The 23,498-nt window shown below is 68.0% G+C and carries 21 protein-coding genes; 2 read left to right on the forward strand and 19 right to left on the reverse strand.

Annotated elements, in window-relative coordinates; all coding sequences use genetic code 11:
- Positions 1 to 75: 75 nt before the first annotated feature.
- From rpsG to A6I89_RS14210, 5 genes are all read right to left on the reverse strand, one after another.
- Positions 76 to 546 (reverse strand): 30S ribosomal protein S7, encoded by a 471-nt coding sequence (gene rpsG / locus A6I89_RS14190; protein WP_005518273.1) that lies wholly within the window; start codon positions 544 to 546, stop codon positions 76 to 78.
- Positions 546 to 920 (reverse strand): 30S ribosomal protein S12, encoded by a 375-nt coding sequence (gene rpsL, locus A6I89_RS14195; RefSeq protein ID WP_003937662.1) that lies wholly within the window; start codon positions 918 to 920, stop codon positions 546 to 548. Before rpsL ends, rpsG begins: the two co-directional genes overlap by 1 nt.
- 330 nt (positions 921 to 1,250) lie before the next feature.
- On the reverse strand, positions 1,251 to 1,808 hold the full coding sequence (locus A6I89_RS14200; RefSeq protein WP_044991383.1) for a DUF3558 domain-containing protein: 558 nt from the start codon (positions 1,806 to 1,808) through the stop codon (positions 1,251 to 1,253).
- 46 nt (positions 1,809 to 1,854) lie between these two features.
- A complete protein-coding gene (locus tag A6I89_RS14205; protein WP_037086064.1) occupies positions 1,855 to 2,403 on the reverse strand; it encodes a DUF3558 domain-containing protein in 549 nt (182 codons plus the stop codon).
- Between the two features lie 41 nt (positions 2,404 to 2,444).
- Complete coding sequence (locus tag A6I89_RS14210; protein ID WP_005518270.1) at positions 2,445 to 3,059, reverse strand: TetR/AcrR family transcriptional regulator; 615 nt, start codon at positions 3,057 to 3,059, stop codon at positions 2,445 to 2,447.
- Positions 3,060 to 3,267: 208 nt separating this feature from the next.
- On the opposite strand from A6I89_RS14210, the gene A6I89_RS24960 reads away from it, so the two are divergent.
- Positions 3,268 to 3,402 carry a hypothetical protein gene (locus tag A6I89_RS24960; protein ID WP_005518268.1) on the forward strand — a complete coding sequence of 45 codons (135 nt, stop codon included), beginning with the start codon at positions 3,268 to 3,270 and terminating at the stop codon, positions 3,400 to 3,402.
- Positions 3,403 to 3,456: 54 nt separating this feature from the next.
- Here the strand turns inward: A6I89_RS24960 and A6I89_RS14215 are convergent, their stop codons facing one another.
- From A6I89_RS14215 to A6I89_RS14270, 12 genes are all read right to left on the reverse strand, one after another.
- Entirely contained in the window at positions 3,457 to 4,245 is a 789-nt protein-coding gene (locus A6I89_RS14215; protein WP_022597430.1) for an enoyl-CoA hydratase family protein, read from the reverse strand.
- A gap of 11 nt (positions 4,246 to 4,256) precedes the next feature.
- Positions 4,257 to 5,420, reverse strand: coding sequence for an acyl-CoA dehydrogenase family protein (locus A6I89_RS14220; protein ID WP_022597431.1), 1,164 nt, complete (start codon positions 5,418 to 5,420; stop codon positions 4,257 to 4,259).
- Positions 5,417 to 7,426, reverse strand: coding sequence for an acetyl/propionyl/methylcrotonyl-CoA carboxylase subunit alpha (locus tag A6I89_RS14225; RefSeq protein WP_022597432.1), 2,010 nt, complete (start codon positions 7,424 to 7,426; stop codon positions 5,417 to 5,419). The genes A6I89_RS14220 and A6I89_RS14225 overlap by 4 nt, the downstream gene beginning before the upstream one ends.
- A gap of 8 nt (positions 7,427 to 7,434) precedes the next feature.
- Positions 7,435 to 9,033 carry an acyl-CoA carboxylase subunit beta gene (locus A6I89_RS14230; protein ID WP_005518263.1) on the reverse strand — a complete coding sequence of 533 codons (1,599 nt, stop codon included), beginning with the start codon at positions 9,031 to 9,033 and terminating at the stop codon, positions 7,435 to 7,437.
- Positions 9,030 to 10,178: an acyl-CoA dehydrogenase family protein gene (locus tag A6I89_RS14235; RefSeq protein ID WP_022597433.1), complete on the reverse strand. Its 1,149-nt coding sequence runs from the start codon at positions 10,176 to 10,178 to the stop codon at positions 9,030 to 9,032. Before A6I89_RS14235 ends, A6I89_RS14230 begins: the two co-directional genes overlap by 4 nt.
- Positions 10,175 to 11,926, reverse strand: a complete 1,752-nt coding sequence (locus tag A6I89_RS14240; RefSeq protein ID WP_022597434.1) for an acyclic terpene utilization AtuA family protein — start codon at positions 11,924 to 11,926, stop codon at positions 10,175 to 10,177. Before A6I89_RS14240 ends, A6I89_RS14235 begins: the two co-directional genes overlap by 4 nt.
- Entirely contained in the window at positions 11,923 to 12,723 is an 801-nt protein-coding gene (locus A6I89_RS14245) for a TIGR03084 family metal-binding protein (RefSeq protein ID WP_022597435.1), read from the reverse strand. Before A6I89_RS14245 ends, A6I89_RS14240 begins: the two co-directional genes overlap by 4 nt.
- A 109-nt stretch (positions 12,724 to 12,832) precedes the next feature.
- Positions 12,833 to 13,186, reverse strand: a complete 354-nt coding sequence (locus tag A6I89_RS14250; RefSeq protein ID WP_005518257.1) for a hypothetical protein — start codon at positions 13,184 to 13,186, stop codon at positions 12,833 to 12,835.
- Between the two features lie 145 nt (positions 13,187 to 13,331).
- Complete coding sequence (locus A6I89_RS14255) at positions 13,332 to 14,843, reverse strand: DHA2 family efflux MFS transporter permease subunit (RefSeq protein ID WP_005518255.1); 1,512 nt, start codon at positions 14,841 to 14,843, stop codon at positions 13,332 to 13,334.
- The gene (locus A6I89_RS14260; protein ID WP_037084951.1) at positions 14,840 to 15,310 is read right to left on the reverse strand and encodes a MarR family winged helix-turn-helix transcriptional regulator; all 471 of its coding nucleotides are present in this window, start codon (positions 15,308 to 15,310) and stop codon (positions 14,840 to 14,842) included. Before A6I89_RS14260 ends, A6I89_RS14255 begins: the two co-directional genes overlap by 4 nt.
- Positions 15,311 to 15,461: 151 nt before the next feature.
- Complete coding sequence (locus A6I89_RS14265; RefSeq protein ID WP_044991340.1) at positions 15,462 to 16,427, reverse strand: NADPH:quinone oxidoreductase family protein; 966 nt, start codon at positions 16,425 to 16,427, stop codon at positions 15,462 to 15,464.
- Positions 16,428 to 16,498: 71 nt separating this feature from the next.
- The gene (locus tag A6I89_RS14270; protein ID WP_022597437.1) at positions 16,499 to 18,193 is read right to left on the reverse strand and encodes an FAD-dependent oxidoreductase; all 1,695 of its coding nucleotides are present in this window, start codon (positions 18,191 to 18,193) and stop codon (positions 16,499 to 16,501) included.
- A gap of 208 nt (positions 18,194 to 18,401) precedes the next feature.
- Between A6I89_RS14270 and A6I89_RS14275 the strand changes: the two genes are divergently transcribed.
- Positions 18,402 to 19,211 (forward strand): acyl-[acyl-carrier-protein] thioesterase, encoded by an 810-nt coding sequence (locus tag A6I89_RS14275; protein WP_044991384.1) that lies wholly within the window; start codon positions 18,402 to 18,404, stop codon positions 19,209 to 19,211.
- Between the two features lies 1 nt (position 19,212).
- Here the strand turns inward: A6I89_RS14275 and A6I89_RS14280 are convergent, their stop codons facing one another.
- Positions 19,213 to 19,413 (reverse strand): hypothetical protein, encoded by a 201-nt coding sequence (locus tag A6I89_RS14280; protein ID WP_005518249.1) that lies wholly within the window; start codon positions 19,411 to 19,413, stop codon positions 19,213 to 19,215.
- 116 nt (positions 19,414 to 19,529) lie between these two features.
- The gene (locus A6I89_RS14285) at positions 19,530 to 23,489 is read right to left on the reverse strand and encodes a DNA-directed RNA polymerase subunit beta' (protein WP_022597439.1); all 3,960 of its coding nucleotides are present in this window, start codon (positions 23,487 to 23,489) and stop codon (positions 19,530 to 19,532) included.
- Positions 23,490 to 23,498 lie beyond the last annotated feature (9 nt).

Raw genomic sequence — 23,498 nt, forward strand, 5'->3', positions numbered from 1 at the left:
CGGAACCGACACAGTAGTGACAACGCCAGGCCGAGGGTTTTCGTGCCCGTAAGGCTCCCTCGGCCTGGCGTGGTATCACCAGCGGTAGTGCGCGAACGCCTTGTTGGCTTCAGCCATCTTGTGGGTGTCCTCGCGACGCTTCACGGAAGCGCCCAGGCCGTTGCTCGCATCCAGAAGCTCGTTGGCGAGACGCTCGACCATGGTCTTCTCACGACGGGCGCGCGAGAAGGTCACCAGCCAGCGCAGCGCCAGCGTGGTGGAACGGCCCGGACGAACCTCGACCGGCACCTGGTAGGTGGCGCCACCGACACGACGGCTGCGGACCTCGAGGGCGGGCTTGACGTTGTCGAGCGCGCGCTTGAGGGTGACGACCGGATCGGTGCCGGTCTTCTCGCGAGCCTGCTCGAGGGCACCGTAGACGATGCGCTCGGCGGTGGACTTCTTACCGTCCAGCAGGATCTTGTTGACGAGCTGGGTGACCAGCGGCGAACCGTAGACCGGATCCGCGACGAGCGGCCGCTTGGGAGCGGGACCCTTACGAGGCATCAGCCCTTCTCCTTCTTCGCGCCGTAGCGGCTACGCGCCTGCTTGCGGTTCTTGACACCCTGGGTGTCGAGCGAGCCGCGGATGATCTTGTAGCGCACACCCGGGAGGTCCTTCACACGACCGCCGCGGACGAGCACCATCGAGTGCTCCTGCAGGTTGTGGCCCTCACCCGGGATGTAAGCGGTGACCTCGACGGAGCTGGTCAGGCGCACACGGGCGACCTTTCGCAGCGCGGAGTTCGGCTTCTTCGGGGTGGTGGTGTACACGCGAGTGCACACGCCACGGCGCTGCGGGCTGCCCTTCAGGGCCGCGGTCTTGACCTTGGCGGCCTTGTCGCGGCGGCCCTTGCGGACCAGCTGGTTGATGGTTGGCATGTACCGGCTTTCTTTCTTCGGTTCCAGACTGCTCAGTCGAGCAACCCTGGCTGTTCTGAAATCAGGGATCCATCGGTTGGGGCAAGGAAGCAACTGCCCCGCACCCATCCTCGTGCACACGAGGTCGGGCGTGTCGCGTACCCCCACACAGGCAGCCGGATGCTCGCACCTGCAGAAACCGCAGAATCACGTGCACGGCAATGCCCCGCATAGGCACACAGATCGGCCCGATCACGCCGGAGAGGAGCCCTGTGGAGCGACCCCAGCGGTCGGACACGACCCCCAACGATACCCGGCGGCGCTGTTGGAGGTCAAAGTGGGTCGGACATGCTATGCCGCGAGGTCCAGCGTGGACTCGACCAGCGTCGATGCGGCCTCGCACGGATCGGCCCCGTCCCCGCCCGGGTACTGGACCCACCATCCGACCACACCACCGGCCGGGAAGCCGGCCGTGATGCCGCAACTGCCGGGGTCGGCAGGAGTCCGCGCGAGCACTGCGCGCCGGCCGCCGACGGTGACGTCCTCGACCTCGTAGCCGAGCTGTTCGGACGTCCGCTTCTCGACCGCGAGCGTTCCCATCTCGAACCAGTTGAACGTCACCCGCGCCGGGCCGGTGGCCCCGTTCACGGTCCAGCGGCAGATCGCGCCCAGGAAGCCGCGCTCGACCGCCTCCCCACCGACGATCTCGGCGATCCGGTCCGGCGCGACGACGTCGCACTCGGTGAGCAGGGACGCGTAGTTCGACGAGTCCCCGGCGCCGAAGCCCTGCGGCACGGCGGTGCCCGTCACGGACTCGGCGCATCCGCCCAGGAGCAGGATCACCGCCGACGCGACGCCCGCGTTTCGCACGAGGCGGCCGAATCGCGCCACCTCCCCGACTCTCGACATCTCGGCTCTCTGCATCTCGGCTCCCGGCATCCCGGCTCGCTGCATCTCACTGCCCCCTTGCCACGGTCAGTTCGGCGAGACGGCGGGCCGCGACACACGGATCATCGGTGGGATCGGTTTTGCCGTACGAGATCGACCAGTGCACGAAGTCGTCGCCGAACTGCACCCCCAGTTCGCACAGTCGGCTCGACAGCGACGACTCGAACCCGGGGTGTCCGCCGATCTCGATGTCCACTGCGGGACGCCCGATCATCTCGCTGCCCGCCCGCTCGCGTCCGATCGGGCTGCCGCGATACCAGGAGAAGGCGAAGTGCGGCGCGTTTCGATCCTGGTCGGGCGACGTCTGCCATTCGCAGCCGACGGTGTTCCGGACCACGCCGGCGAAACCGGGGACCCCCACCGCCTCGGCCACCTCCTCGTCGGTGACCGAACCGCATTCACCGAAGAAGGGCCCGGAGCCGGCCGCCCCGGATTCCGTCGCGCGGGACTCGTCGGCCGAGTCACCTGGGCTGCAGCCGGCGCCGACCAGCGCAGCCGTCACGAGAACCACAACCGGCCATCCCCGCCTTCTCGCCGCCAGCCTGCTCGCCGCCATGACGCGGAACTGTACCGGCCTCGCCGCGCCGGCAGCGGTGCTCACACCACCGAATCGGTCGCCCCGAGCGGCGCGAGCGCGGCGTCCAGTTGCGCGGCCCAACTGCTCACGATGTCGGCGCGGCGGCGGGAGTCGTCGGTGAGCACATCGGCCAGGCCGAGTCCGCGGGCGAGGTCGAGGGTGGCCTGGACGAGTCGGCGTACCGCGGGGTCCGAGTCGTCGACACCGAGGCTCTCGACGGCCGTGCGATGCGCGATGCGCCCGAAGCGCTCCTCGAGCGGCAGCACGCGATCCCGCAATTCCGGGTCGGCGGCCGCCGCGGTCCACACCTGGAGGGCGGCCTTGAACAGCGTGCCGGTGTAGTAGTCGACGAGGCGCGCGACGACCGCCTCGGTCCGCCCCTCCCCCGTCGGCAATTCGGTGACTTCGCGGCGTGCCTGCTCCATCCGGCTGTCGAACATGAACTCGAGCGCGGCGGTGATGAGGTCCTCCCGCGTCGGGAAGTGGTGCTGCGCGGCTCCGCGGGACACCCCGGCGCGCTGCGCGACGACTGCGACGGTGGTGGCCGACCAGCCGAACTCGGCCAGGCAGTCGACGGTGGCTTCCAGGAGCCGGTGCCGTGTCAGTCGGCTCCGATCCTGTTGTGGTGCGCGCATCGGCGTGGTCCTCTCCGGTGTCTTCCGGCGTCGTGCGGGGTGCGTAGCCCACCTCGTGAGTGGGCGGTCGCGGACATTCAAGTAAACACTGCGCTAGTTAGGGTAACCTTCGTCACATTCGCATTGCGGAAGGGTCTCGGGCACGTTACTAATTCTTCTTAGGGAAGGTTTACCTACCTTCCGAATCGCATCGATCCAAGGAGACCTCATGTCCTCTGCCGAGCTCATTCCCGTTGCCGACTTCCTCGTCGATTTCGTCGGTGCCGCCGGTGACTTCTTCTCCGGCCTCAGCTTCTTCCTGGGCTCGCTCGACGCGGTCTCGGCGCTCTTCCCGGCTGCCTGAGCCGACCTGCCGGACGGCGCCCGTTCCCGCCAGGGGACGGGCGCCGTCCGCGTCTCAGCCTCCGGCCGCCCACGACGGCTGCCGCTTCTGCAGGAACGCCGTCACACCCTCGATGGCCTCCGGACTGCCGAACAGCCGAGCCGACTGCGCCGCAAGGGATTCCCCGAACGTGTCGAAGTCCGCGAGCACCTTCGCGGTGGTGAGCTTCTTGGATTCCGCCAACCCCTGCGGTGAGCACTTGCGCAGCGTCTCGATCAAGTCCTGCACCGCCTCCCCGGAGTCCTGCACCGCTTCGCTGATCAACCCGATCGCCTCGGCCTCGTGCGGGCCGAACTTCTCACCGGTCAGGAAGTACCGGCCGGCCGCGCGCGAGGTGAGCCTGGGAACGACCGTCAGCGAGATGATCGACGCGGCGAGACCCAACCGAGCCTCCGTCAGCGCAAAGGTGCTGTCCGGCCCCGCGACGACGATGTCACACGCGCCCACGAGCCCCATTCCGCCGGCGCGCACGTGGCCGTCCACCCGCGCGATGACCGGTTTCGGCAGCTCGAGGATCGCCCGCAACAGCTCCGTCATCTGGCGGGTCCGCTCCGCCGCGAGCTCGTCGGGGCTCGCGTGGGCGCCGGCCGCACTCGCTTCCGAGAGATCGGCGCCCGCGCAGAAGGTTCCGCCCGTGTGAGCGAGAACGACGGTGCGCACCCCCTCATCGACCTGTGCGTCGGCGAGCCCTTGGCGCAACTGCCCCACGAGCGTGCTGGATATCGCGTTGCGATTGTGTGGCGAGTCGAGCGTGAGCGTCGCGACACCGTCAGCGACTTCGTAGCGAACTTGTCGATTCGTCATCTGCAGCTTCCTCAGTACGACTTGGGTAGGCCCAGGGAGTGCTGGGCGACGAAGTTGAGGATCATTTCGCGGCTGACCGGCGCGACCCGCCCGATGCGCGCGGCGCCGAGCATCGCCGCGAGGCCGTACTCCTTGGTGAGTCCGCCACCGCCGTGCGTCTGAATGGCCTGGTCGAGCGTCTTGATGGCGGCCTCGGCGGCCGCGTACTTGGCCATGTTCGCGGCCTCGGCGGCCCCGAAGTCGTCGCCGCTGTCGTAGAGCGTCGCGGCCTTCTGCATCATCAGCTTCGCCAACTCCAGCTCGATCTTGCACTGTGCGAGCGGGTGGGCGAGTCCCTGGTGTGCGCCGATCGGCGTCTTCCAGACCGTGCGCTCCTTCGCGAACTTCACCCCGGCCTCGAGGGCCCAGCGTCCCATTCCGATCGCCATCGCCGCACCGAGAATGCGTTCGGGATTGAGGCCCGCGAACAGCTGCATCAGTGCAGCGTCCTCGGAACCGACCAGCGCATCCGCCGGGAGCCGCACGTCGTCGAGGAACAGCGTGAACTGGTGATCGGGCTCGATGATGTCCATCTCCATCGACTGCGCGACGAAGTTCTCGGCATCGGTGGGAACGATGAAGAGAGCCGGCTTCAACTTGCCGGTCCGGTGGTCCTCGGTCCGCGCGACGACGAGCACGGCGTCGGCCTGGTCGACCCCCGAGATGTAGACCTTGTTGCCGCGCAGGATCCAGTCGTCGCCGTCCCTGCGCGCCGTGGTGGTGATCTGATGCGAGTTGGAGCCGGCGTCGGGTTCGGTGATCCCGAAAGCCATGATCTTCGAACCGTCGGCGAGCGCGGTGAGCCACTCCTGCTTCTGGGCATCGGTGCCGTACTTGCCGATGATCGTGCCGCAGATCGCAGGCGAGACGACCACCAGCAACAGCCCGGCGCCCTGCGCGGCGAGTTCCTCCTGCACGAGGGCCAGTTCGTAGATGCCCGCTCCCCCGCCGCCGTACTCTTCCGGCAGGTTCACACCGAGGAAACCGAGTTTGCCGGCCTCGGTCCACAGTTCCGTGAGCGGTTCGCCCTTGCGCGCCTTGGGCAGCACGTAGTCGACGTAGTTGAAGCGCTGCGCGAGCTTGGACACAGCGGCCCGCAGTTCCTTCTGCTCGTCGGTTTCGATGAAGCTGCTCATGCGGACTCTCCTTCTGCGCCGGCCTCGTTCGACACCGGGGCTTCCACTACTGCGAGAACGGAACCGACGTCCACCTGCTGGCCGACGACGACGGGTAGTTCGGTGAGCACACCGGAGACGGGAGCCTTGACGGTGTGCTCCATCTTCATGGCCTCGAGCCACAGGATCGGCTGTCCGGCCTCCACGAGGTCCCCCTCGGCGGCCCCCAGCCGGATCACCGCGCCGGGCATCGGCGCGAGCAGCGAGCCCTCCGCGACGACGGTCGACGGGTCGACGAAGCGCGGAATCACGGTGAGCGACACCGGTCCGAGCGGCGAGTCGACGCAGACGGTGTCGCCGTAGCGTGCGACGTCGAAGCGTCGCTGCAGACCCGCGACGTCGAGCACGACGTGGTCGGGTGCCGACGAGACCAGCGCCACGTCGTCGAATCCGTCGGCTCGCAGACCGGACCGGGTCAGCAGGTAGCGGACGTCGTGGTCGCCGTGGATTCCGCTGTACCGCTTGACCTGCGGCTGCGACGGTAGGTTCCGCCACCCGCTCGGCAGTCCACCGACGACGGGTGCCGTGCTCCGGTTCGCAGCGGCGTCGGCCAGCGCCGCGGCCAACGCGGACAGCGACTCGGCCCTCTCGTCGGCCAGCGGCCGCGCCAGGGCTTCGAGCCCGTGGGTGTCGAAGAACGCCGTGTCGGTGTCGCCCGCGAGGAAGGCGGGGTGGCGCAGGACGTTGACGAGCAGGTCGCGGTTGGTCCGCAGGCCGTGCAGGCGGGTGCGGGCCAGCGCCGACGCGAGAACCTGGGCGGCCTGCGTCCGCGTGGGCGCGTACGAGATCACCTTCGCCAGCATCGGATCGTAGAAGACGCTCACCACGGAGCCGTCCTCGACTCCCGAGTCGAGGCGCACCCCGGTTCGCGCGAGCAGGTCGAATTCGACAGTGTCGCCAGGAAGTTCGATTCGTTCGACGGTGCCACTCTGCGGCCGCCAGTTGTGTGCGGGGTCCTCGGCGTACAGCCGGACCTCGATCGAGTGACCACGGATCGCCGGCGGTTCGGCCGGCAGTGCCGCCCCGGACGCCACCTGCAACTGCAGCTCGACGAGGTCGAGTCCCGTGGTGCACTCGGTGACCGGGTGCTCCACCTGCAGACGGGTGTTCATCTCCAGGAAGAAGAAGTCCCCGGCTTCGTCGGCGAGGAATTCGACGGTGCCGGCACCCTCGTAGCCGATCGCGTTCGCCGCCAGGCGGGCCGCCTCGAACAACTTCGCGCGCATGGCGGGAATGCGTTCGACGAGCGGCGACGGCGCCTCCTCGACCACCTTCTGGTGACGACGCTGGATCGAGCATTCCCGCTCGCCGACAGCCCACACCGTGCCGTGCCGGTCGGCCATCACCTGGACCTCGATGTGTCGTCCCGTCTCGAGATAGCGCTCGCAGAACACCGTCGGGTCCCCGAACGCCGACTGCGCCTCGCGGCGGGCCGCCTCGAGTTCGCGGGGCAGCGCCGACAGCTCACGAACCACGCGCATGCCACGTCCGCCGCCACCGGCAGACGCCTTGACGAGCACCGGCAGATCGGCCTCGGTCACGGCGCCGGGATCGAGTTCCGCCAGCACCGGCACCCCGGCCTCGGCCATGATTCGCTTGGACTCGACCTTCGAGCCCATCAACTCGATCGACTTGACGGGTGGACCGATCCAGGTGAGACCCGCGGCCTCCACGGCCTGCGCGAAGTCTGCGTTCTCGGAGAGGAATCCGTAGCCGGGATGGACGGCATCGGCTCCCGCCGCGTGTGCCGCGGCGATGAGAGCGTCGGCGCGCAGGTACGTCTCGGACGGTGTCGCGCCCGGCAACCGGACCGCGGCGTCCGCCTCGGCGACGTGCGGACTCGCGGAGTCCGGGTCGGAGAAGACCGCGACGGTGCCGACGCCGGCGCGCCGGCACGTCGCGAACACCCGTCGGGCGATCTCGCCGCGATTGGCGACCAGCACGGAAGTGATGTCGGAAGTAGTCACAGTCGGCCTCACATCCGGAAGACACCGAAGTTCTCGGTGCCCTCGATCGGGGCGGTGGCGATGGCCGACAGGCACATCCCCACCACCGTGCGGGTGTCGCGGGGGTCGATGACGCCGTCGTCGTAGAGGCGCCCGGAGAGGAACATCGGCAGCGACTCGGCCTCGATCTGGTTCTCGATCATCGCGCGCATGCCGGCGTCGGCTTCCTCGTCGAACGCTTGCCCGCGGGCCTCCGCCGCGGCGCGGCCGACGATCGAGATGACGCCCGCCAACTGGGCGCCGCCCATCACCGCGGACTTGGAACTGGGCCATGCGAACAGGAAGCGAGGATCGAACGCACGCCCGCACATGCCGTAGTGGCCGGCGCCGTACGACGCTCCGAGCAGGATCGAGATGTGCGGCACCGTCGAGTTGGCGACCGCGTTGATCATCATCGATCCGTGCTTGATCATGCCGCCCTCCTCGTACTCTCTACCCACCATGTATCCGGTGGTGTTGTGCAGGAACAGAAGTGGCGTGTTCGACCGGTTCGCGAGCTGGATGAACTGGGTGGCCTTCTGCGACTCCTCGCTGAACAGCACGCCGCGCGCGTTGGCGAGGATGCCGATCGGGTAGCCGTGCAGTTCGGCCCAACCCGTCACGAGCGACGACCCGTACATCGGTTTGAACTCGTCGAAGTCCGAACCGTCGACGATGCGCGCGATCACCTCGCGTGGATCGAACGGGATCTTCAGATCCGACGGGACGATGCCGATCAGTTCCTCGGGATCCTCGAGTGGCTCGATCACCTCGGCCCGCGGCGCCGGCCCCTCCTTACGCCAGTTGAGCCGGCGGACGATGCTGCGGCCGATCCGGATCGCATCCTGCTCGTCCTGGGCGAAGTAGTCGGCCAGACCCGATGTCCGCGCGTGCATCTCGGCGCCGCCGAGGGCTTCGTCGTCGGACTCCTCACCGGTTGCCATCTTCACCAGCGGCGGTCCGGCAAGGAACACCTTCGACCGTTCCTTGATCATCACGACGTGGTCGGACATGCCCGGGATGTAGGCGCCGCCGGCGGTGGAGTTGCCGAACACGAGCGCGATGGTGGGGATCCCGGCCGCCGACAGCTTGGTCAGGTCGCGGAACATCCGCCCGCCCGGGATGAACACCTCCTTCTGCGTCGGCAGGTCGGCGCCGCCGGACTCGACGAGCGAGATCACCGGCAACCGGTTCTGGACGGCGATGTCGTTGGCGCGGAAGCCCTTCTTGAGCGTCCACGGGTTGGACGTGCCACCCCGGACCGTGGGGTCGTTCGCGACGATGAGGCATTCGACGCCGCTGACGACGCCGATACCGACGATCGTCGACGCGCCCACCGGGAACTCGGTGCCCCATGCGGCGAGGGGGGACAGTTCGAGGAACGGTGAGTCCGGGTCGATCAGCAGCTCGATGCGCTCGCGTGCCAGCAGCTTGCCCCGCTTGTGGTGCCGCTCGACGTACTTCTCACCGCCTCCCGCGAGGGCCTTCGCGTGCTCTACCTCGAGTTCGGCGAGCTTGGCCGTCATCGACTCGGCCGCCGCCGCGTACTCGGCCGACTTCGTGTCCAGAGCCGATTTCAGAATCGTCACGACTGATACCCCAATCGCTTGGCCGCCAACGAGGTCAGGATCTCCGTGGTCCCGCCCCCGATACCCAGAATGCGCATGTCCCGGTACTGCCTCTCCACTTCGCTCTCCGCCATGTAGCCCATGCCGCCGAACAACTGCACGGCCTGATTCGCCACCCATTCACCGGCCTCGACGGCCGTGTTCTTCGCGAAGCACACCTCGGCGACGAAGTCCTCGTTCGAGACGAGCGAACGTTCGACGAGCGTGCGGGTGTAGACGCGAGCGACATCGACGCGCCGCGTCATCTCGGTGACCGTGTTCTGCACCGCCTGCCGCGAGATCAGCGGTCGCCCGAAGGTCTCGCGATCGCGGCACCACTGCAGCGTCAGGTCCAGGCAGCGCTGCGCACTCGCGTACGCCTGCGCCGCCAGAGCGATGCGTTCGGTCAGGAACGCCTGCGCGATCTGCGCGAACCCCGAGTTCTCCTCACCCACCAGGTTCTCCACCGGAACCCGGGCATCGACGAAGGACAACTCCGCGGTGTCCGACGCGCGCCAGCCCATCTTGTCCAGCTTGCGGGCCACCTCGAAGCCCGGCGTGCCCTTCTCGATCACGAGCAGCGACACCCCGCCCGCGCCGGGGCCGCCGGTCCGCACCGCGGTCACGACGAAATCGGCACGCACCGCCGACGTGATGAACGTCTTGGCGCCGTTGACGACGTAGTGGTCGCCGTCGCGGATCGCGGTGGTCCGCAGGTGTCCGACGTCGGAGCCGCCGCCCGGTTCGGTGATGGCGAGCGAACCGATCTTCTCGCCGGCCAGGGTGGGGCGCACCCAGCGCTCGATCTGTCGGGGGTCACCGGCCGCGACCAGGTGCGGCAGTGCGATGCCGCACGTGAACAGCGACGCGAACAGGCCACCGGACGCGCCGGCCTGGTGCATCTCCTCGCAGATCACCACCGCGTCCACCAGGTCGCCGCCGTCGCCGCCGACCTCCTCGGGGAAGCCCGCGCCGAGCAGTCCGAGCGCCGCGGCCCCACGGTGCAGCTCGCGCGGGATCTCGCCGTCGCGCTCCCAGTCGCCCAGGTGCGGGAGGATCTCCTGCTCGACGAAGCCGCGGACCGTCTTGCGGAGCTGTTGTCGCTCCGGGGTGTCCCACACACTCATGCGTGTCCTTCCTGAAGTTCGTCGGCGTACTCGGGGACCAGGCCGATGGGAATGTCGATGTGCCGCGAGCGCAGCCACTCGCCGAGCCCCTTGGCCTGCGGGTCGAAGCGGGCCTGGGACGCCACGCCGCGGCCGAGGATGCCCTCGATCACGAAGTTGACGGCCCGCAGGTGCGGCAGCACGTGCCGCGTGACCGCGAGCGACTTCGCCTCGGGCAGCATCCTTTTCACCTCGTCGACGGTGAGCGCGTGCACGAGCCACCGCCACTGCTCGTCGGTACGCACCCACACCCCGACGTTTGCGTTGCCACCCTTGTCGCCGCTGCGGGCCGCCGCGACCGTGCCGAGCGGAACCGTGACCGTGTCGTCGCCCGCGAGTGGTTGCGGCAGTGCGGGTTCCGGCACGTCCTCGAGCACTCGGGTAACGGCGCTCGGAGCGATGGCGACACGTGTGCCATCCGGCAGTACCGCGACGTGCGGCACCTCGCCGGCGTCGACGTAGCCGGGGGTGAACACCGCGTACGGCTGACCGTTCGACGGCGGGGCGGTGAGCGTGAAGCCCGGGTAGCTCGCGAGCGCCAGCTCGACGGCCACCGACGAGAACGCCCGTCCCACGACGTTCGGATCGGTGTCCCGCACCGTGCAGCGCAGCAGCGCGCTCGCCGCCTCCTCGGTGTCGGCGTCCGGGTGGTCCGTGCGGGCCAGGATCCAGTCGAGTTCCTGCGGCTTGTCTACGAGCCACGAGTCCATCTGCCGCCGAACCAGTTCGGCCTTGGCCTCGATGTCGAGTCCGGTGAGCACGAACGTCGCCTCGTTACGGAAACCGGCGAGCGCGTTGAGCGACACCTTGTACTGCGGCGGCGGAGCCTCTCCGGTGACGCCGGAGATGCGGACGCGGTCGGGGCCGTCGCCGGTGAGGACCGCCGAGTCCATGCGCGCGGTGACGTCGGGGTTGGCGTAGCGGCCGCCGGTGATCTCGTACAGCAACTGAGCGGTGACGGTGTCGACGGTCACCGCTCCCCCGGTGCCCGGATGCTTGGTGATGACGGACGAGCCGTCGTCCGCGATCTCGGCGATCGGGAAGCCGGGGCGGCCGAGGTCGGGGATCTCGGTGAACCACGAGTAGTTGCCGCCGGTGGCCTGGGTGCCGCACTCGATGACGTGGCCGGCGACGACGGCGCCCGCGAGACGATCGAAATCGTCTCTCGCCCAGCCGAAGTGCGCCGCCGCGGGTCCCACGATCACCGATGCGTCAGTGACCCGGCCGGTGACGACGACGTCGGCGCCCGCGTTAAGGCACTGCACGATGCCCCACGCCCCGAGGTAGGCGTTCGCCGTCAGCGGCGTCTCCGGTCCGGCCTGCCGGTCGAGCCCGAGTTCGGCTACCCGCGCGATCAGATCGTCGCCCTCGACGTGGGCGATCCGCGCATTCAGTCCCAGTCGGTCGTTCACCTCGCGCAGGGCGTCGGCGAGGCCGCTGGGATTGAGCCCGCCCGCGTTGGTCACGATCTTCACGCCGCGGTCGAGAGCGAGCCCCAGACAGTCCTCGGCCTGCCGCAGAAACGTCTTGGCGTAGCCGCGCGCCGGGTCCTTCATCCGGTCCCGCCCGAGGATCAGCATCGTCAGCTCGGCGAGGTAGTCGCCGGTCAGGTAGTCCAGCTCACCGCCCTCGAGCATCTCGCGCATCGCCGAGATCCGGTCGCCGTAGAAGCCGGAACAGTTGCCGATGCGCACCGTGGACGCCGTCATCGGGCCGCCTCCGTCCGAGTGGGTTCACGGCCCGCGCCGGGCGGTCCGGCGAAGGCCTGGGCGATGTCGAGCCAGCGGCGGGCGTCGTCACCCGTGGTCCGCAGTGCGGTGTCCCGGCGGTGCACCCGCTGCGTGACGAGCAAACAGAAGTCCTCGGCCGGGCCGGTCACGCGCTGAGGGGCGTCGTCCGGACCCCACGCCCACGTCCCACCGTCCGGCGCAACCAACTCCACCCGGAACTCCTCGGTGGGCGGCGTGATCTCGTTGACGCTGTACGCGAAGTCCCGCGTACGCACCCCCAGCCGCGCGATGTGCTCGAGCCGGTCCGTCGACGCCGCCGCCACACCGAGCGCCGCGGCGACGTCGCGGCCGTGCGCCCACGTCTCCATCAGCCGCGCGGTCGCCATCGAGGCCGCACTCATCGGCGGCCCGTACCACGGCAGCTTGGTGCCGGGCGGAACGTCTCGCAGGATCTGTGCGAGTCGCGCACGGCACTCGCGCCAGTCGGCCAACAGTTCCCGGGGCGGACGCTGCGCCTCGGCCTCGGCACCCTCGTCCACGAAGCCGTACGGGTTCTTCCACGCCTCGGCGAGCTGGGCGGTGAAGGCGTCCTCGTCGGTGGCCGCCAGCAGCGCGGCCCGGTCGGTCCAGGCGAGATGGCCGATCTGGTGTGCGACGGTCCAACCCTCCGCCGGCGTGGCCACCGCCCACTTCTCGTCCGGCAGATCGGCGACCAGCGCATCGAGTGCCGCGCCCTCCGCACACAGGTCGTCGACGATCTTGTTCAGGTCAGCCACATACCCCTCCTCGGATGCTGAGATCAGCATCACACCGAGGTGAGTAAAAATCAAGCATGAATGATTGTTTGGCGGTTACGGCAGGTCGGCGCCGGCGTGCAGTACTCGTTCACGCCGTCAGATGCCCTGCCACTCCCCAGGCTCGGCGACCACCGCTGAGCGACCACGCCGCGTCGGGCGCGCGCGTGACGGGGTGCTGGCGTTCTACGGTGAAGTTCGTGACGGGCAACCGCTCCACCATCGCGGCATCGGCCAGCATGTGGCCGACGATCCCCTGCTCGAACATCGAGTAGGCCGTGTGATTGACCGCGTGGACGGCGACCTGCAGCGCCGAGAGTGCGGTGGGGTGCGGGCCGAACTCGGCGAGCGTGTGACCACCGCCGATCGTGGTGCCCACCACCGCGTAGTAGTGCCAGTGCGAAGGATTGTCCGGGTTGTGCGTGACGCCAGGCTCTTCAGCCATGATGCGCCCCTTCCCTGCTCGAGGCTCCTGTCGTGACGATAGAACCGGCCACCGACACGTTCGGAGCGACGCGCCGAGTCGAACTCGGACAACACGAAGAGCCCCCGAGCGAAGGATCGCTCGGGGGCTCGTTCCGCGGCGGATGTCAGTGCATCATGACCGGCTGGACGTCCTCGGTCGTCGCGGCCACACGCTTGCGCGGCAGGAAGAACGCGGGGATCAGGGTGACCAGCACGAGGACGAACGCCACCATGAAGGTCGCGCCGAACGAGTCGGCCGAATCGTTGAGCATCTGCGCGACGCTGCTCGGATCGGTCGGCGGGGCAGCGTCCTTGCTGAGGCCGTGCGACGTCATCTGGTTCGTCAGCACCACCGACATCGTGGCGGTACCGATCGAGCCGGCCGTCTGCTGGACGATGTTCATCAGCGTCGAACCGCGGGCGATCATCTCGTGCTTGAGCGTGACCATGGCGGCCGTCATCAGCGGCATCATCGTGCAGCCCATGCCGAGACCCATCACGAACAGCGAGCCCATCAGCAGCGGGTACGACGACGTCGCGGTCAGCTGCGTGAACGTGAACATGCCCAGCGCGATCAGTGGCAGACCCGTCAGGACGATCTTGCCCGGGCCGATCTTGTCGACCAGTCGGCCGGCGATCGGCATCGTCACCATCGCGCCGATGCCCTGCGGCGCCAGCAGCAGACCCGCGGCCATCGCGGACTCACCGCGCACCTGGATGAAGTAGCTCGGGAAGAGCAGGCCCGCACCCATGAACGCGATGATGAACATCGTGGTGGTGAGCACCGCGACCGTGAGCTGACGGTTCTGGAACAGGTGCAGGTCGATCAGCGGATGGTCCTTGCGGAGGGCGTGGAACACGAATCCGATGATCAGGACCAGACCGATTCCGATCGGGATCAGCACCTCCGGGGACAGCCCCTTGCCGTGCTCCGGGATCGACGAGACGCCGTACAGGAACAGCGCCAGGCCGGGCGACAGCAGCAGCATGCCGACGAAGTCGAACGACTGGGAGGGGCTCGGCTCGTCCTTCGGCAGCAGCTTGAACGCCGCGGCGAGGGCGATGATGCCGATCGGCAGGTTGATGAGGAAGATCCAGTGCCAGCTGGCAGCGTCGATCAGCCAGCCGCCGACGATGGGGCCGGCGATGGGCCCGAGCAGCATCGGGATGCCGAGCACGGCCATGACGCGGCCGACCCGCTCGGGGCCGGCGGCCCGGGTCATGATCGTCATGCCCAGCGGCATCAGCATGCCGCCGCCCAGGCCCTGGATCACGCGGAACACGATCAGCGACGTGATGTCCCAGGCGAAGGCACACAGCACGGAACCGATGACGAACAGCACCAGTGCGCCGATGTAGAGGCGTTTGGTACCGAAACGGTCGGCGGCCCAACCCGTCACGGGGATCACTGTCGCGAGGGCGAGCGTGTAGGCGGTCATCGTCCAGGCGACCACCGCGTAGCTGGTCTCGAACGTCTCCGCGAACGTCGGCAGCGCGACACTGACGACGGTGACGTCGAGGATGGACATGATGGCGCCGAGCACCACCACGGAGGCGATCTTGAGAACCGCGCCGTCGATCTTGTCCGACTCCGGCGCCCCGGGTTGGGGTCCGGCCGTCGAGTTTGGCGTCGTCATGTACAGAATTCCTGACTTCGGGCCCGCAGGGCATCGCCCGCGAGTATCGGTTGAAGGGCCTCGAGCAACCGCCTGCGGTCCGGCTGATCCAACCGGCCCGCGAACGCTCGGAGCTCGTCACGCTTGTCCTCGAGGTGACGGGAGACCAGGCTTCGCCCGGACTCCGTCAGCGAGACCCGTTTGATCCGACGATCCTCCGGGTCCTCGCGGCGCAGCACAAGTTCCTGACACACCAACTGGTCGATGTTGCGACCCGCGGCCGCCACCGACATCCGCAGGCACTCCGCGACCTCGTTGATCGCGATCGGCTCGCCGTGCTGCGCCAGCACGAAGAGCGCACGAACCTGCGAGAACGACAGGTCCATCGCGACGAGGGTGTCCATGGACTCGGACTCCCCCATACCCAGGAGACGCATGATGAACTCCTCGAGCACGGTGTAGACGTCGTCCGGAGTCACATCAGCCACGGGCTCGAATAGTAGCGATCATGCAACTATTGCGGAAACGCAATTACCCCCACGGCCGCGTGAATCCGCGACCCTTCAACGACACCACGCCGCGACTACCTGCGGCAACACATTTTCCGGACAGGCAGCGGGCAGGTGACGAGGAACACAGTCAGCTCTGGACGAGAACGGCCTTTCCGAGCACCCGGCCGGCCTCGAGGTCGACGAGGGCCTCGGCCGCCGCGGCCAGCGGGTAGCGCGCCTTGACGACGGGACGCAGTCCCGCACGCACGTGTTTCACGAGCGCCGCGTGCGTCTCCGCCAGCGCCGACGGCTCGTGCCGGAGGAACTCACCCCACGCCGCGCCCACGATGCTGATGTTGCGGAACAGGACGCGATTCACCTTGACCGTCGGGATGCCCCCGCCCGCGAAACCGATGACGACCAGGCGCCCCTCGGGAGCGAGGGCGCGGACCGCGTCGTCGAACGCGTCCCCGCCGACCGGATCGATCACGACGTCCGCTCCGCGGCCACCCGTGAGTTCACGAACCTGCGCGGCCCACCCGTCGGCCAGTCGGACGACGTCGTCGGCGCCGATCTCGCGCAGGAAGTCGTCGGCACCGTCCCGGCGCACGACCGCGATCACCCGGGCCCCGTGGGCCTTCGCCAACTGGATCGCCGACGTCCCCACCCCACCGGCGGCGCCGAGGACCGCGACGGTCTCGCCTGGCTGCAGCCGGGCGCGGCGGCCCAGCCCGAACTCCATCGTCTGATAGTTGATGATCAGCGACGCCGCCTCCTCGAACGTCAACTCGTCCGGGATGGGCAGCACCAGATTCCGATGGACGGCGACCCGCTCGGCGTAGCCACCGAGACTCGACACCGCCAGCACCCGCTGTCCCGGTACGAACCCGCTGTCGTCGGGCGCGCTGAGCACGACACCCGCGACCTCGGTGCCCGGCACGAACGGTGGTTCGGGTCGAATCTGGTACTTGCCGTAGCTGATCAGCAGATCCGGGAAGCAGACGCCGCTGGCCTTGACGTCGATCAGCACCAACCCGTCCGCGTCCGGTTCGGCGATGTCCTGGACCACGATCGCCGACGGCCCCGCCAGGTCCGTGACCACCACTGCGCGCACTTTCCACCTCCGAATCCGCCGGGCGGCATCTCCGGTGGACGCTGCACCCTGTGCGTGACGCTACCCCGGACTCACCCGCCGAACAGTGCGCGACGCCGGCGCCCGAGCGCCACCATCTCCGCGGTGTCCGTCATCTTCACCCGCGGTCGGCCCGACGCCGTGCCGCGGTCACGCTCGGCCCGGTCGATCGCTTCCCAGCCGCGGCGCGAGATCCGTTCGGGCTGACGCCGGGCGAGCAACTTGCCGAGTTCCTTCCGCCCAGCGGTCGGCGCGGCGAGTCGCTTCGCCTCGAAGTCCTCGACGATCCGCGCCACGGTTTCCTTGGCGCACGTCTTGTTGGTTCCGATGACGCCGCTCGGGCCGCGCTTGATCCACCCCGTGACGTACACGCCGTCGACGGGTTCGCCGGCGCCGGCCACCACTCGACCGCGATCGTTGGGGACCACCCCGCGCCGCTCGTCGAACGGCACCCCGGCGATCGGACGTCCCCGGTAGCCGATCGAGCGCAGCACCAGGGCGGCGTCGATGTGCTCGGTGCGTCCGGTGGGATGCGCGGAGAGCCCACCGGAGGCGTCCTCCACCAGCTCGTTCGCGACGACCGTCAGTCCCTCGACCCGCTCGGCGCCGAGAATCTCCGTCGGCGACGTCAGGTACCGGAACACGATCCGCTTGTTGCCGGGCGTCGGGGTGCGACGTGCGTACTCCTGCGCGAGCCGCACCTTCATCGCAACCGCCGGTTCGGTCTCGTCCGCGTCGATCAGCGCCCGGGACCGCGAATCGAGTTCCGCCTCGGCCTCGTCGATCACGACGTCCACTCCCGGCAGGTCACCGAGGGCCAGGAACTCGGGATTGGAGTACGCCGCTTGTGCGGGACCACGCCGCCCCAACAGCACGACCTCGCGGATGTTGCTGCTGCGCAGAGCCTTCAGTGCGTGGTCGGCGATATCGGTCTTCGCCAGGTCGTCGGGGTCCATCGTCAGGATGCGCGCGACGTCGAGCGCGACGTTGCCGTTTCCGACGATCACCGCCCGCTCGCCGGAAAGGTCGAAGGTGCGGTCGGCATAGTCGGGATGCCCGTTGTACCAGGCCACGAACTCGGTCGCGGCATGACTGCCGGGCAGGTCCTCGCCGGGCACACCCAGCGCGCGGTCGCTCGATGCGCCCACCGCGTAGATCACCGCGTGGTGGTGGGCGAGCAGGTCGGCGTGACTGACATGCTTGCCGACCTCGACGTTGAGGTGGAACTGGAACGCATCGCGGCCGAGCGACCACTCGAACATCTCGGTCACCGTCTTGGTGCCCGGATGATCGGGTGCGACGCCGGCGCGCACCAGACCCCACGGCGTCGGCAGCTTCTCGAACATCTCGACCTCGACGTCGGACCGCTTGAGCAGTTCCTCCGCGGCGTAGCAGGCCGCGGGCCCCGCGCCGACGATCGCGACCCGCAGCGTGCCGAGGTTCCGTACCGGGGGCGTCGCGGGTGTCAGCGGAATCCAGTCCGGCTGGAGCGGGTGCCGCGTGTAGTAGTCGGCGTTGATCTCGCGATACCGCTGCAGCGACTCGCTCAACTGGTCCTCGGGGAAGATCGCGTTCACCGGGCACGCGTCGACGCATGCGCCGCAGTCGATGCAGGCCTGCGGTTCGATGTACAGCATCTCGGTAGTCGCGAACTCCGCTTCCTCCGGCGTCGGGTGGATGCAGTTCACCGGACACGCCGACACACAACTCGCATCGTTGCAGCACGTCTGGGTGATGACGTAGGCCATGTTCGATTTCCCGTCTCGCGTGTCACACGGGGCGTGACGCACGCCCGGCCCGGTCACCGATGTGACAGCCTTCATGTGACGATGAGTTACAGTTATGGGACTGTACTCGGCACCGGGCAATCGAACAAGCACCTCGGTCGTGTCCGGTGACTACGGAGCCGCCAACTGTCACAATCGCTGGCGACAACCGCCGAACCGAGGGAACACCGTGGCTTCCGAGCAGATCGCCCGCCCAACGCAGAGCGTCACCACACCGGAACCGTTGGCACCGGCGCCGCCGCCCGAGCAGTGCTTCGAGACCTCACGCCCGATCCGTACGGGAGACGTCGACATCGAGAATCGGCTACGCCTCGACGGCGTCGCCCGCTACCTCCAGGACATCGGCTCCGACAACCTCGCAGCGTTCGGATACGACGAAACCGACCCACTGTGGATCGTCCGGCGCACCGTCATCGAGGTGCACCGGCCCGCGGTGTGGCCGGACCGGATGACCCTCCGACGCTGGTGCTCCGCGCATTCGACGCGGTGGTCGGCGATGCGGGTCCGACTCACGAGCACGGCGGACGCGCTGATCGAGACCGAGGGATTCTGGATCGACATCGGCGCCGACACCGGGATGCCGACCCGGATCAGCGACGGCCTCCTCGAGAGCCTGGGCCGGACCACCGACGAGCATCGCCTCCGCTGGAAGCCGTTGCTGCCGGCGACGCCGCCCGACACCGACGACTGGGACGACCGCGAGCGGACGTTCCACCTGCGCACCACCGACATCGATCCGTTCAACCACGTCAACAACACGACGTACTGGCACGCGGTCGAGGAGTGCCTCGCCGACCGACCCGAACTACGCCGCGCGCCGTACCGGGCGGTGGTCGAACATCTCGGCCCGATCTACGCGCGCGATCACGTGCGGCTCCGCACGGACGGCGACGAGACCTCGCTGTCGGTGTGGTTCCTCGTCGGGAGCGAGGTGCGCGCCGTCGCGCGCGTCGAGATGCTCCCCCGCGAAAAGGTCTGAGTCAGAACACCTTCTTCGCGACCACCGCGATACCCGCGATCAGCAGGGTCACCAGCAGCGCCGTGCCGAATCCGGTGAGCCACCACAGCACACCGAAGACGACCAGGGCCGGTGCCGCGACGATTGCCACGATGGCCGGGCTCTCCTTGACGACCTCGAGCGCAGACTCCGCCTTCACCCGATCGATGTTCTTACCGGCCATGATGCCCTCCGCCTGTCCAATTAGTCCGATTACGGGAACATTCTTCCTGTCCCCAGAATGCCCGAAGGTCCCGCCCCCTGTCGGGAACGGGACCTTCGAGTCGAACTTTCTACGGGTCAGCGGTAGTCGCTACCGAATCCGTAGTCGTCCAGAGGAACCGCAGCGCCGGTGCCGGTGCCGAAGCCCTCCGGGCTGTAGTACTGGTCGTCGTAGGACGGAACCGCGTACGCAGCCGCGCGTGCCTCCTCGGTGGGCTGAACCTGGATGTTCCGGTACCGGTTGATGCCGGTGCCGGCCGGGATCAGCTTGCCGATGATCACGTTCTCCTTGAGACCGATCAGCTTGTCCGAGCGGCAGTTGATCGCCGCATCGGTCAGCACGCGGGTGGTCTCCTGGAACGAAGCCGCCGACAGCCACGAATCGGTCGCCAGCGACGCCTTCGTGATACCCATCAGCACCGGACGTCCGGCCGCCGGCTCGCCGCCCTCGGCGACGACGCGACGGTTGGACGCCTCGAACTCCGCACGCTCGACCAGCGAGCCGGGCAGGAACTCCGTCGAGCCCGAGTCGATGATCGTGACGCGACGCAGCATCTGGCGCACGATGACCTCGATGTGCTTGTCGTGGATCGACACACCCTGGCTCCGGTACACCTCCTGGACCTCGTTGACGAGGTGGATCTGCACCTGACGCGGGCCCATGACTCGCAGCACGTCGTGCGGGTCGGCAGCGCCCTCGAGCAGCTGCTGACCGACGTCCACGTGGTCACCGTCCGACAGCAGTCGCTCGGAGCCGTCGTCGTGCTTGAACACACGCAGACGCTGACGCTTCGACAGCTTGTCGTACACGACCTCTTCGCCACCGTCGTCCGGGACGACCGTGATCTTGTAGAAGCGGTCGTCGTCGTCCAACTGCACCCGGCCGGAGACCTCGGTGATCGGGGCCTTGCCCTTGGGGACGCGGGCCTCGAACAGCTCCTGGACACGCGGCAGACCACCGGTGATGTCGGCCGCGCCGGCCGCACCACCCTGGTGGAAGGTACGCATCGTCAGCTGGGTACCGGGCTCACCGATCGACTGTGCGGCGACGATACCGACGGCCTCGCCGATGTCGACGAGCTTGCCCGTCGCCATCGAGCGGCCGTAGCACGTGGCACACACACCCGTGGCAGTGGTGCAGGTCAGGACCGAACGGACCTTCACCTGCGTGATACCCGCCGCGAGCAGCGCGTCGATCGCCGGATCGCCCAGGTCGTGTCCACGCTCGACGACGACGTTGCCGTTCTCGTCGATCGCGTCCGCGGCCAGGGTGCGGGCGTACGTCGAGGTCTCGACGTGCGCGTCGCGGATCATCGTGCCGTCCGCTGCCTTCTCCGCGATCGTGGTGAGGATGCCGCGCTCGGTGCCACAGTCGACCTCGCGGACGATGACGTCCTGCGAGACGTCCACCAGACGACGGGTCAGGTAACCCGAGTCGGCGGTGCGGAGAGCGGTATCGGCCAGACCCTTACGAGCACCGTGCGTGTTGATGAAGTACTCGAGGACCGTCAGGCCCTCCTTGAAGGAGGACTTGATCGGACGCGGGATGAACTCACCCTTCGGGTTCGTCACCAGGCCCTTCATACCGGCGAGCGAGCGAACCTGAGTCATGTTGCCGGCGGCGCCGGACTTCACGATCATCGGGATCGGGTTGTCGTCGGGGAAGTGGGCCTCCATGGCCTTACCGACCTCGTCGGTGGCCTCGGACCAGATCTTCACCAGAGCACTGTTGCGCTCGGTGTGGTTGAGAGCACCGCGCTGGTACTTCTTCTCGATCTGGTCGGCCTGCGCCTCGAACTGCTCCATGATCTGAGCCTTCTCCGGCGGCACGAGGACGTCGGAGATCGAGACCGTGACGCCGGACCGGGTGGCCCAGTAGAAGCCGGTGTCCTTCATCTTGTCCACCGTCTGCGCAACCACGATCATCGGGTAACGCTCGGCCAGATCGTTGATGATCGTCGCCTGACGCTTCTTCGGCATCTGCTCGTTGATGAACGGGTAGTCCGCCGGGAGCAGATCGTTGAACATCACGCGGCCGAGCGTGGTCTCGACCATCCAGCCGTCGCCGAAGTTCCAGCCCTCGGGGAACAGCTCCGCCTCGATCTCACGCGGCGGGCGCTGATGCGTCAGACGCACCTTGATCTTCGCCTGCACCGACAGCACGCCACGGTCGACGGCCATCTGAGCCTCGGCCGGCGAGCTGTAGACGCCCTGCTCCGGCTGGCCGTCGGCGGCCGGCTGGTAGGTGCCGATCGCACCCTCGACCTCGCGGGTCAGGTGGAACAGACCCGTGACCATGTCCAGACGCGGCATGGCGAGCGGACGGCCCGATGCCGGCGACAGGATGTTGTTCGACGACAGCATCAGGATGCGAGCCTCGGCCTGCGCCTCTGCCGACAGCGGCAGGTGCACGGCCATCTGGTCACCGTCGAAGTCGGCGTTGAACGCCTCACACACGAGCGGGTGCAGCTGGATGGCCTTGCCCTCGACGAGCTGCGGCTCGAACGCCTGGATGCCGAGACGGTGCAGCGTGGGTGCACGGTTCAGCAGCACCGGGTGCTCGTTGATGACCTCTTCGAGGACGTCCCACACCTGCGGACGCTGACGCTCGACCATGCGCTTCGCGGACTTGATGTTCTGCGCGTGGTTGAGGTCGACCAGACGCTTCATGACGAACGGCTTGAACAGCTCGAGCGCCATCAGCTTCGGCAGACCGCACTGGTGCAGCTTGAGCTGCGGGCCGACGACGATGACGGAACGGCCCGAGTAGTCGACACGCTTACCGAGCAGGTTCTGACGGAAGCGGCCCTGCTTGCCCTTGAGCAGATCGGACAGCGACTTCAGCGGACGGTTGCCCGGGCCCGTGACGGGCCGGCCACGACGACCGTTGTCGAACAGCGCGTCGACGGACTCCTGCAGCATCCGCTTCTCGTTGTTGACGATGATCTCGGGAGCACCGAGGTCGATCAGTCGCTTGAGGCGGTTGTTGCGGTTGATGACGCGGCGGTACAGGTCGTTGAGGTCGGACGTCGCGAAACGACCACCGTCGAGCTGGACCATCGGGCGCAGCTCCGGCGGGATCACCGGAACGGCGTCGAGGACCATGCCCATCGGCGAGTTGCCCGACTGCTGGAACGCCGCGACGACCTTGAGGCGCTTGAGAGCACGCAGCTTCTTCTGGCCCTTGCCGCTGCGGATGGTCTCGCGCAGGGACTCGGCCTCGGCCTCGATGTCGAAGTTCTCCATCAGCTTCTGGATGGACTCCGCGCCCATCGCGCCGGTGAAGTACTCGCCGTAGCGGTCGACCAGCTCGCGGTACAGCGACTCGTCGACGATGAGCTGCTTGACGCTCAGCTTCGTGAACGTGGTCCAGATCTCGTCGAGGCGGTCCAGCTCGCGCTGGGCGCGGTCACGCAGCTGACGCATCTCGCGCTCGCCGCCGTCCTTGACCTTGCGGCGGACGTCGGACTTGGCACCCTCGGCCTCGAGCTCGGCGATGTCCGCTTCGAGCTTCTGCGCGCGGGCCTCGAGATCGGCGTCACGCTGATCGGCGACGGTCTTCTTCTCGACCTCCATCTCGGCCTCGAGCGTGGAGAGCTCGTTGTGACGCAGCTCCTCGTCGACACCGACGATGACGTAGGCGGCGAAGTAGATGATCTTCTCGAGATCCTTCGGAGCCAGATCCAGCAGGTAGCCGAGGCGGCTCGGCACACCCTTGAAGTACCAGATGTGGGTGACCGGAGCAGCGAGCTCGATGTGGCCCATGCGCTCACGACGCACCTTGGCGCGAGTCACCTCGACGCCGCAGCGCTCACAGATGATGCCCTTGAACCGGACACGCTTGTACTTGCCGCAGTAGCACTCCCAGTCCCGGGTGGGGCCGAAGATCTTCTCGCAGAAGAGGCCGTCCTTCTCGGGCTTGAGCGTGCGGTAGTTGATGGTCTCCGGCTTCTTGACCTCGCCGTAGGACCAGTTGCGGATGTCCTCCGCGGTCGCGAGACCGATGCGGAGTTCATCGAAGAAGTTGACGTCGAGCACGTAACTTCC

Source organism: Prescottella equi, from assembly GCF_002094305.1.
GTDB lineage: Bacteria > Actinomycetota > Actinomycetes > Mycobacteriales > Mycobacteriaceae > Prescottella > Prescottella equi.

Bases quoted from the DNA above. Each gene is read 5' to 3' on its own strand.
- rpsG (WP_005518273.1), bottom strand. From the start codon at position 546: ATGCCTCGTAAGGGTCCCGCTCCCAAGCGGCCGCTCGTCGCGGATCCG.
- rpsL (WP_003937662.1), bottom strand. From the start codon at position 920: ATGCCAACCATCAACCAGCTGGTCCGCAAGGGCCGCCGCGACAAGGCC.
- A6I89_RS14200 (WP_044991383.1), bottom strand. From the start codon at position 1,808: ATGTCGAGAGTCGGGGAGGTGGCGCGATTCGGCCGCCTCGTGCGAAAC.
- A6I89_RS14205 (WP_037086064.1), bottom strand. From the start codon at position 2,403: ATGGCGGCGAGCAGGCTGGCGGCGAGAAGGCGGGGATGGCCGGTTGTG.
- A6I89_RS14210 (WP_005518270.1), bottom strand. From the start codon at position 3,059: ATGCGCGCACCACAACAGGATCGGAGCCGACTGACACGGCACCGGCTC.
- A6I89_RS24960 (WP_005518268.1), top strand. From the start codon at position 3,268: ATGTCCTCTGCCGAGCTCATTCCCGTTGCCGACTTCCTCGTCGATTTC.
- A6I89_RS14215 (WP_022597430.1), bottom strand. From the start codon at position 4,245: ATGACGAATCGACAAGTTCGCTACGAAGTCGCTGACGGTGTCGCGACG.
- A6I89_RS14220 (WP_022597431.1), bottom strand. From the start codon at position 5,420: ATGAGCAGCTTCATCGAAACCGACGAGCAGAAGGAACTGCGGGCCGCT.
- A6I89_RS14235 (WP_022597433.1), bottom strand. From the start codon at position 10,178: ATGAGTGTGTGGGACACCCCGGAGCGACAACAGCTCCGCAAGACGGTC.
- A6I89_RS14240 (WP_022597434.1), bottom strand. From the start codon at position 11,926: ATGACGGCGTCCACGGTGCGCATCGGCAACTGTTCCGGCTTCTACGGC.
- A6I89_RS14250 (WP_005518257.1), bottom strand. From the start codon at position 13,186: ATGGCTGAAGAGCCTGGCGTCACGCACAACCCGGACAATCCTTCGCAC.
- A6I89_RS14255 (WP_005518255.1), bottom strand. From the start codon at position 14,843: ATGACGACGCCAAACTCGACGGCCGGACCCCAACCCGGGGCGCCGGAG.
- A6I89_RS14270 (WP_022597437.1), bottom strand. From the start codon at position 18,193: ATGGCCTACGTCATCACCCAGACGTGCTGCAACGATGCGAGTTGTGTG.
- A6I89_RS14280 (WP_005518249.1), bottom strand. From the start codon at position 19,413: ATGGCCGGTAAGAACATCGATCGGGTGAAGGCGGAGTCTGCGCTCGAG.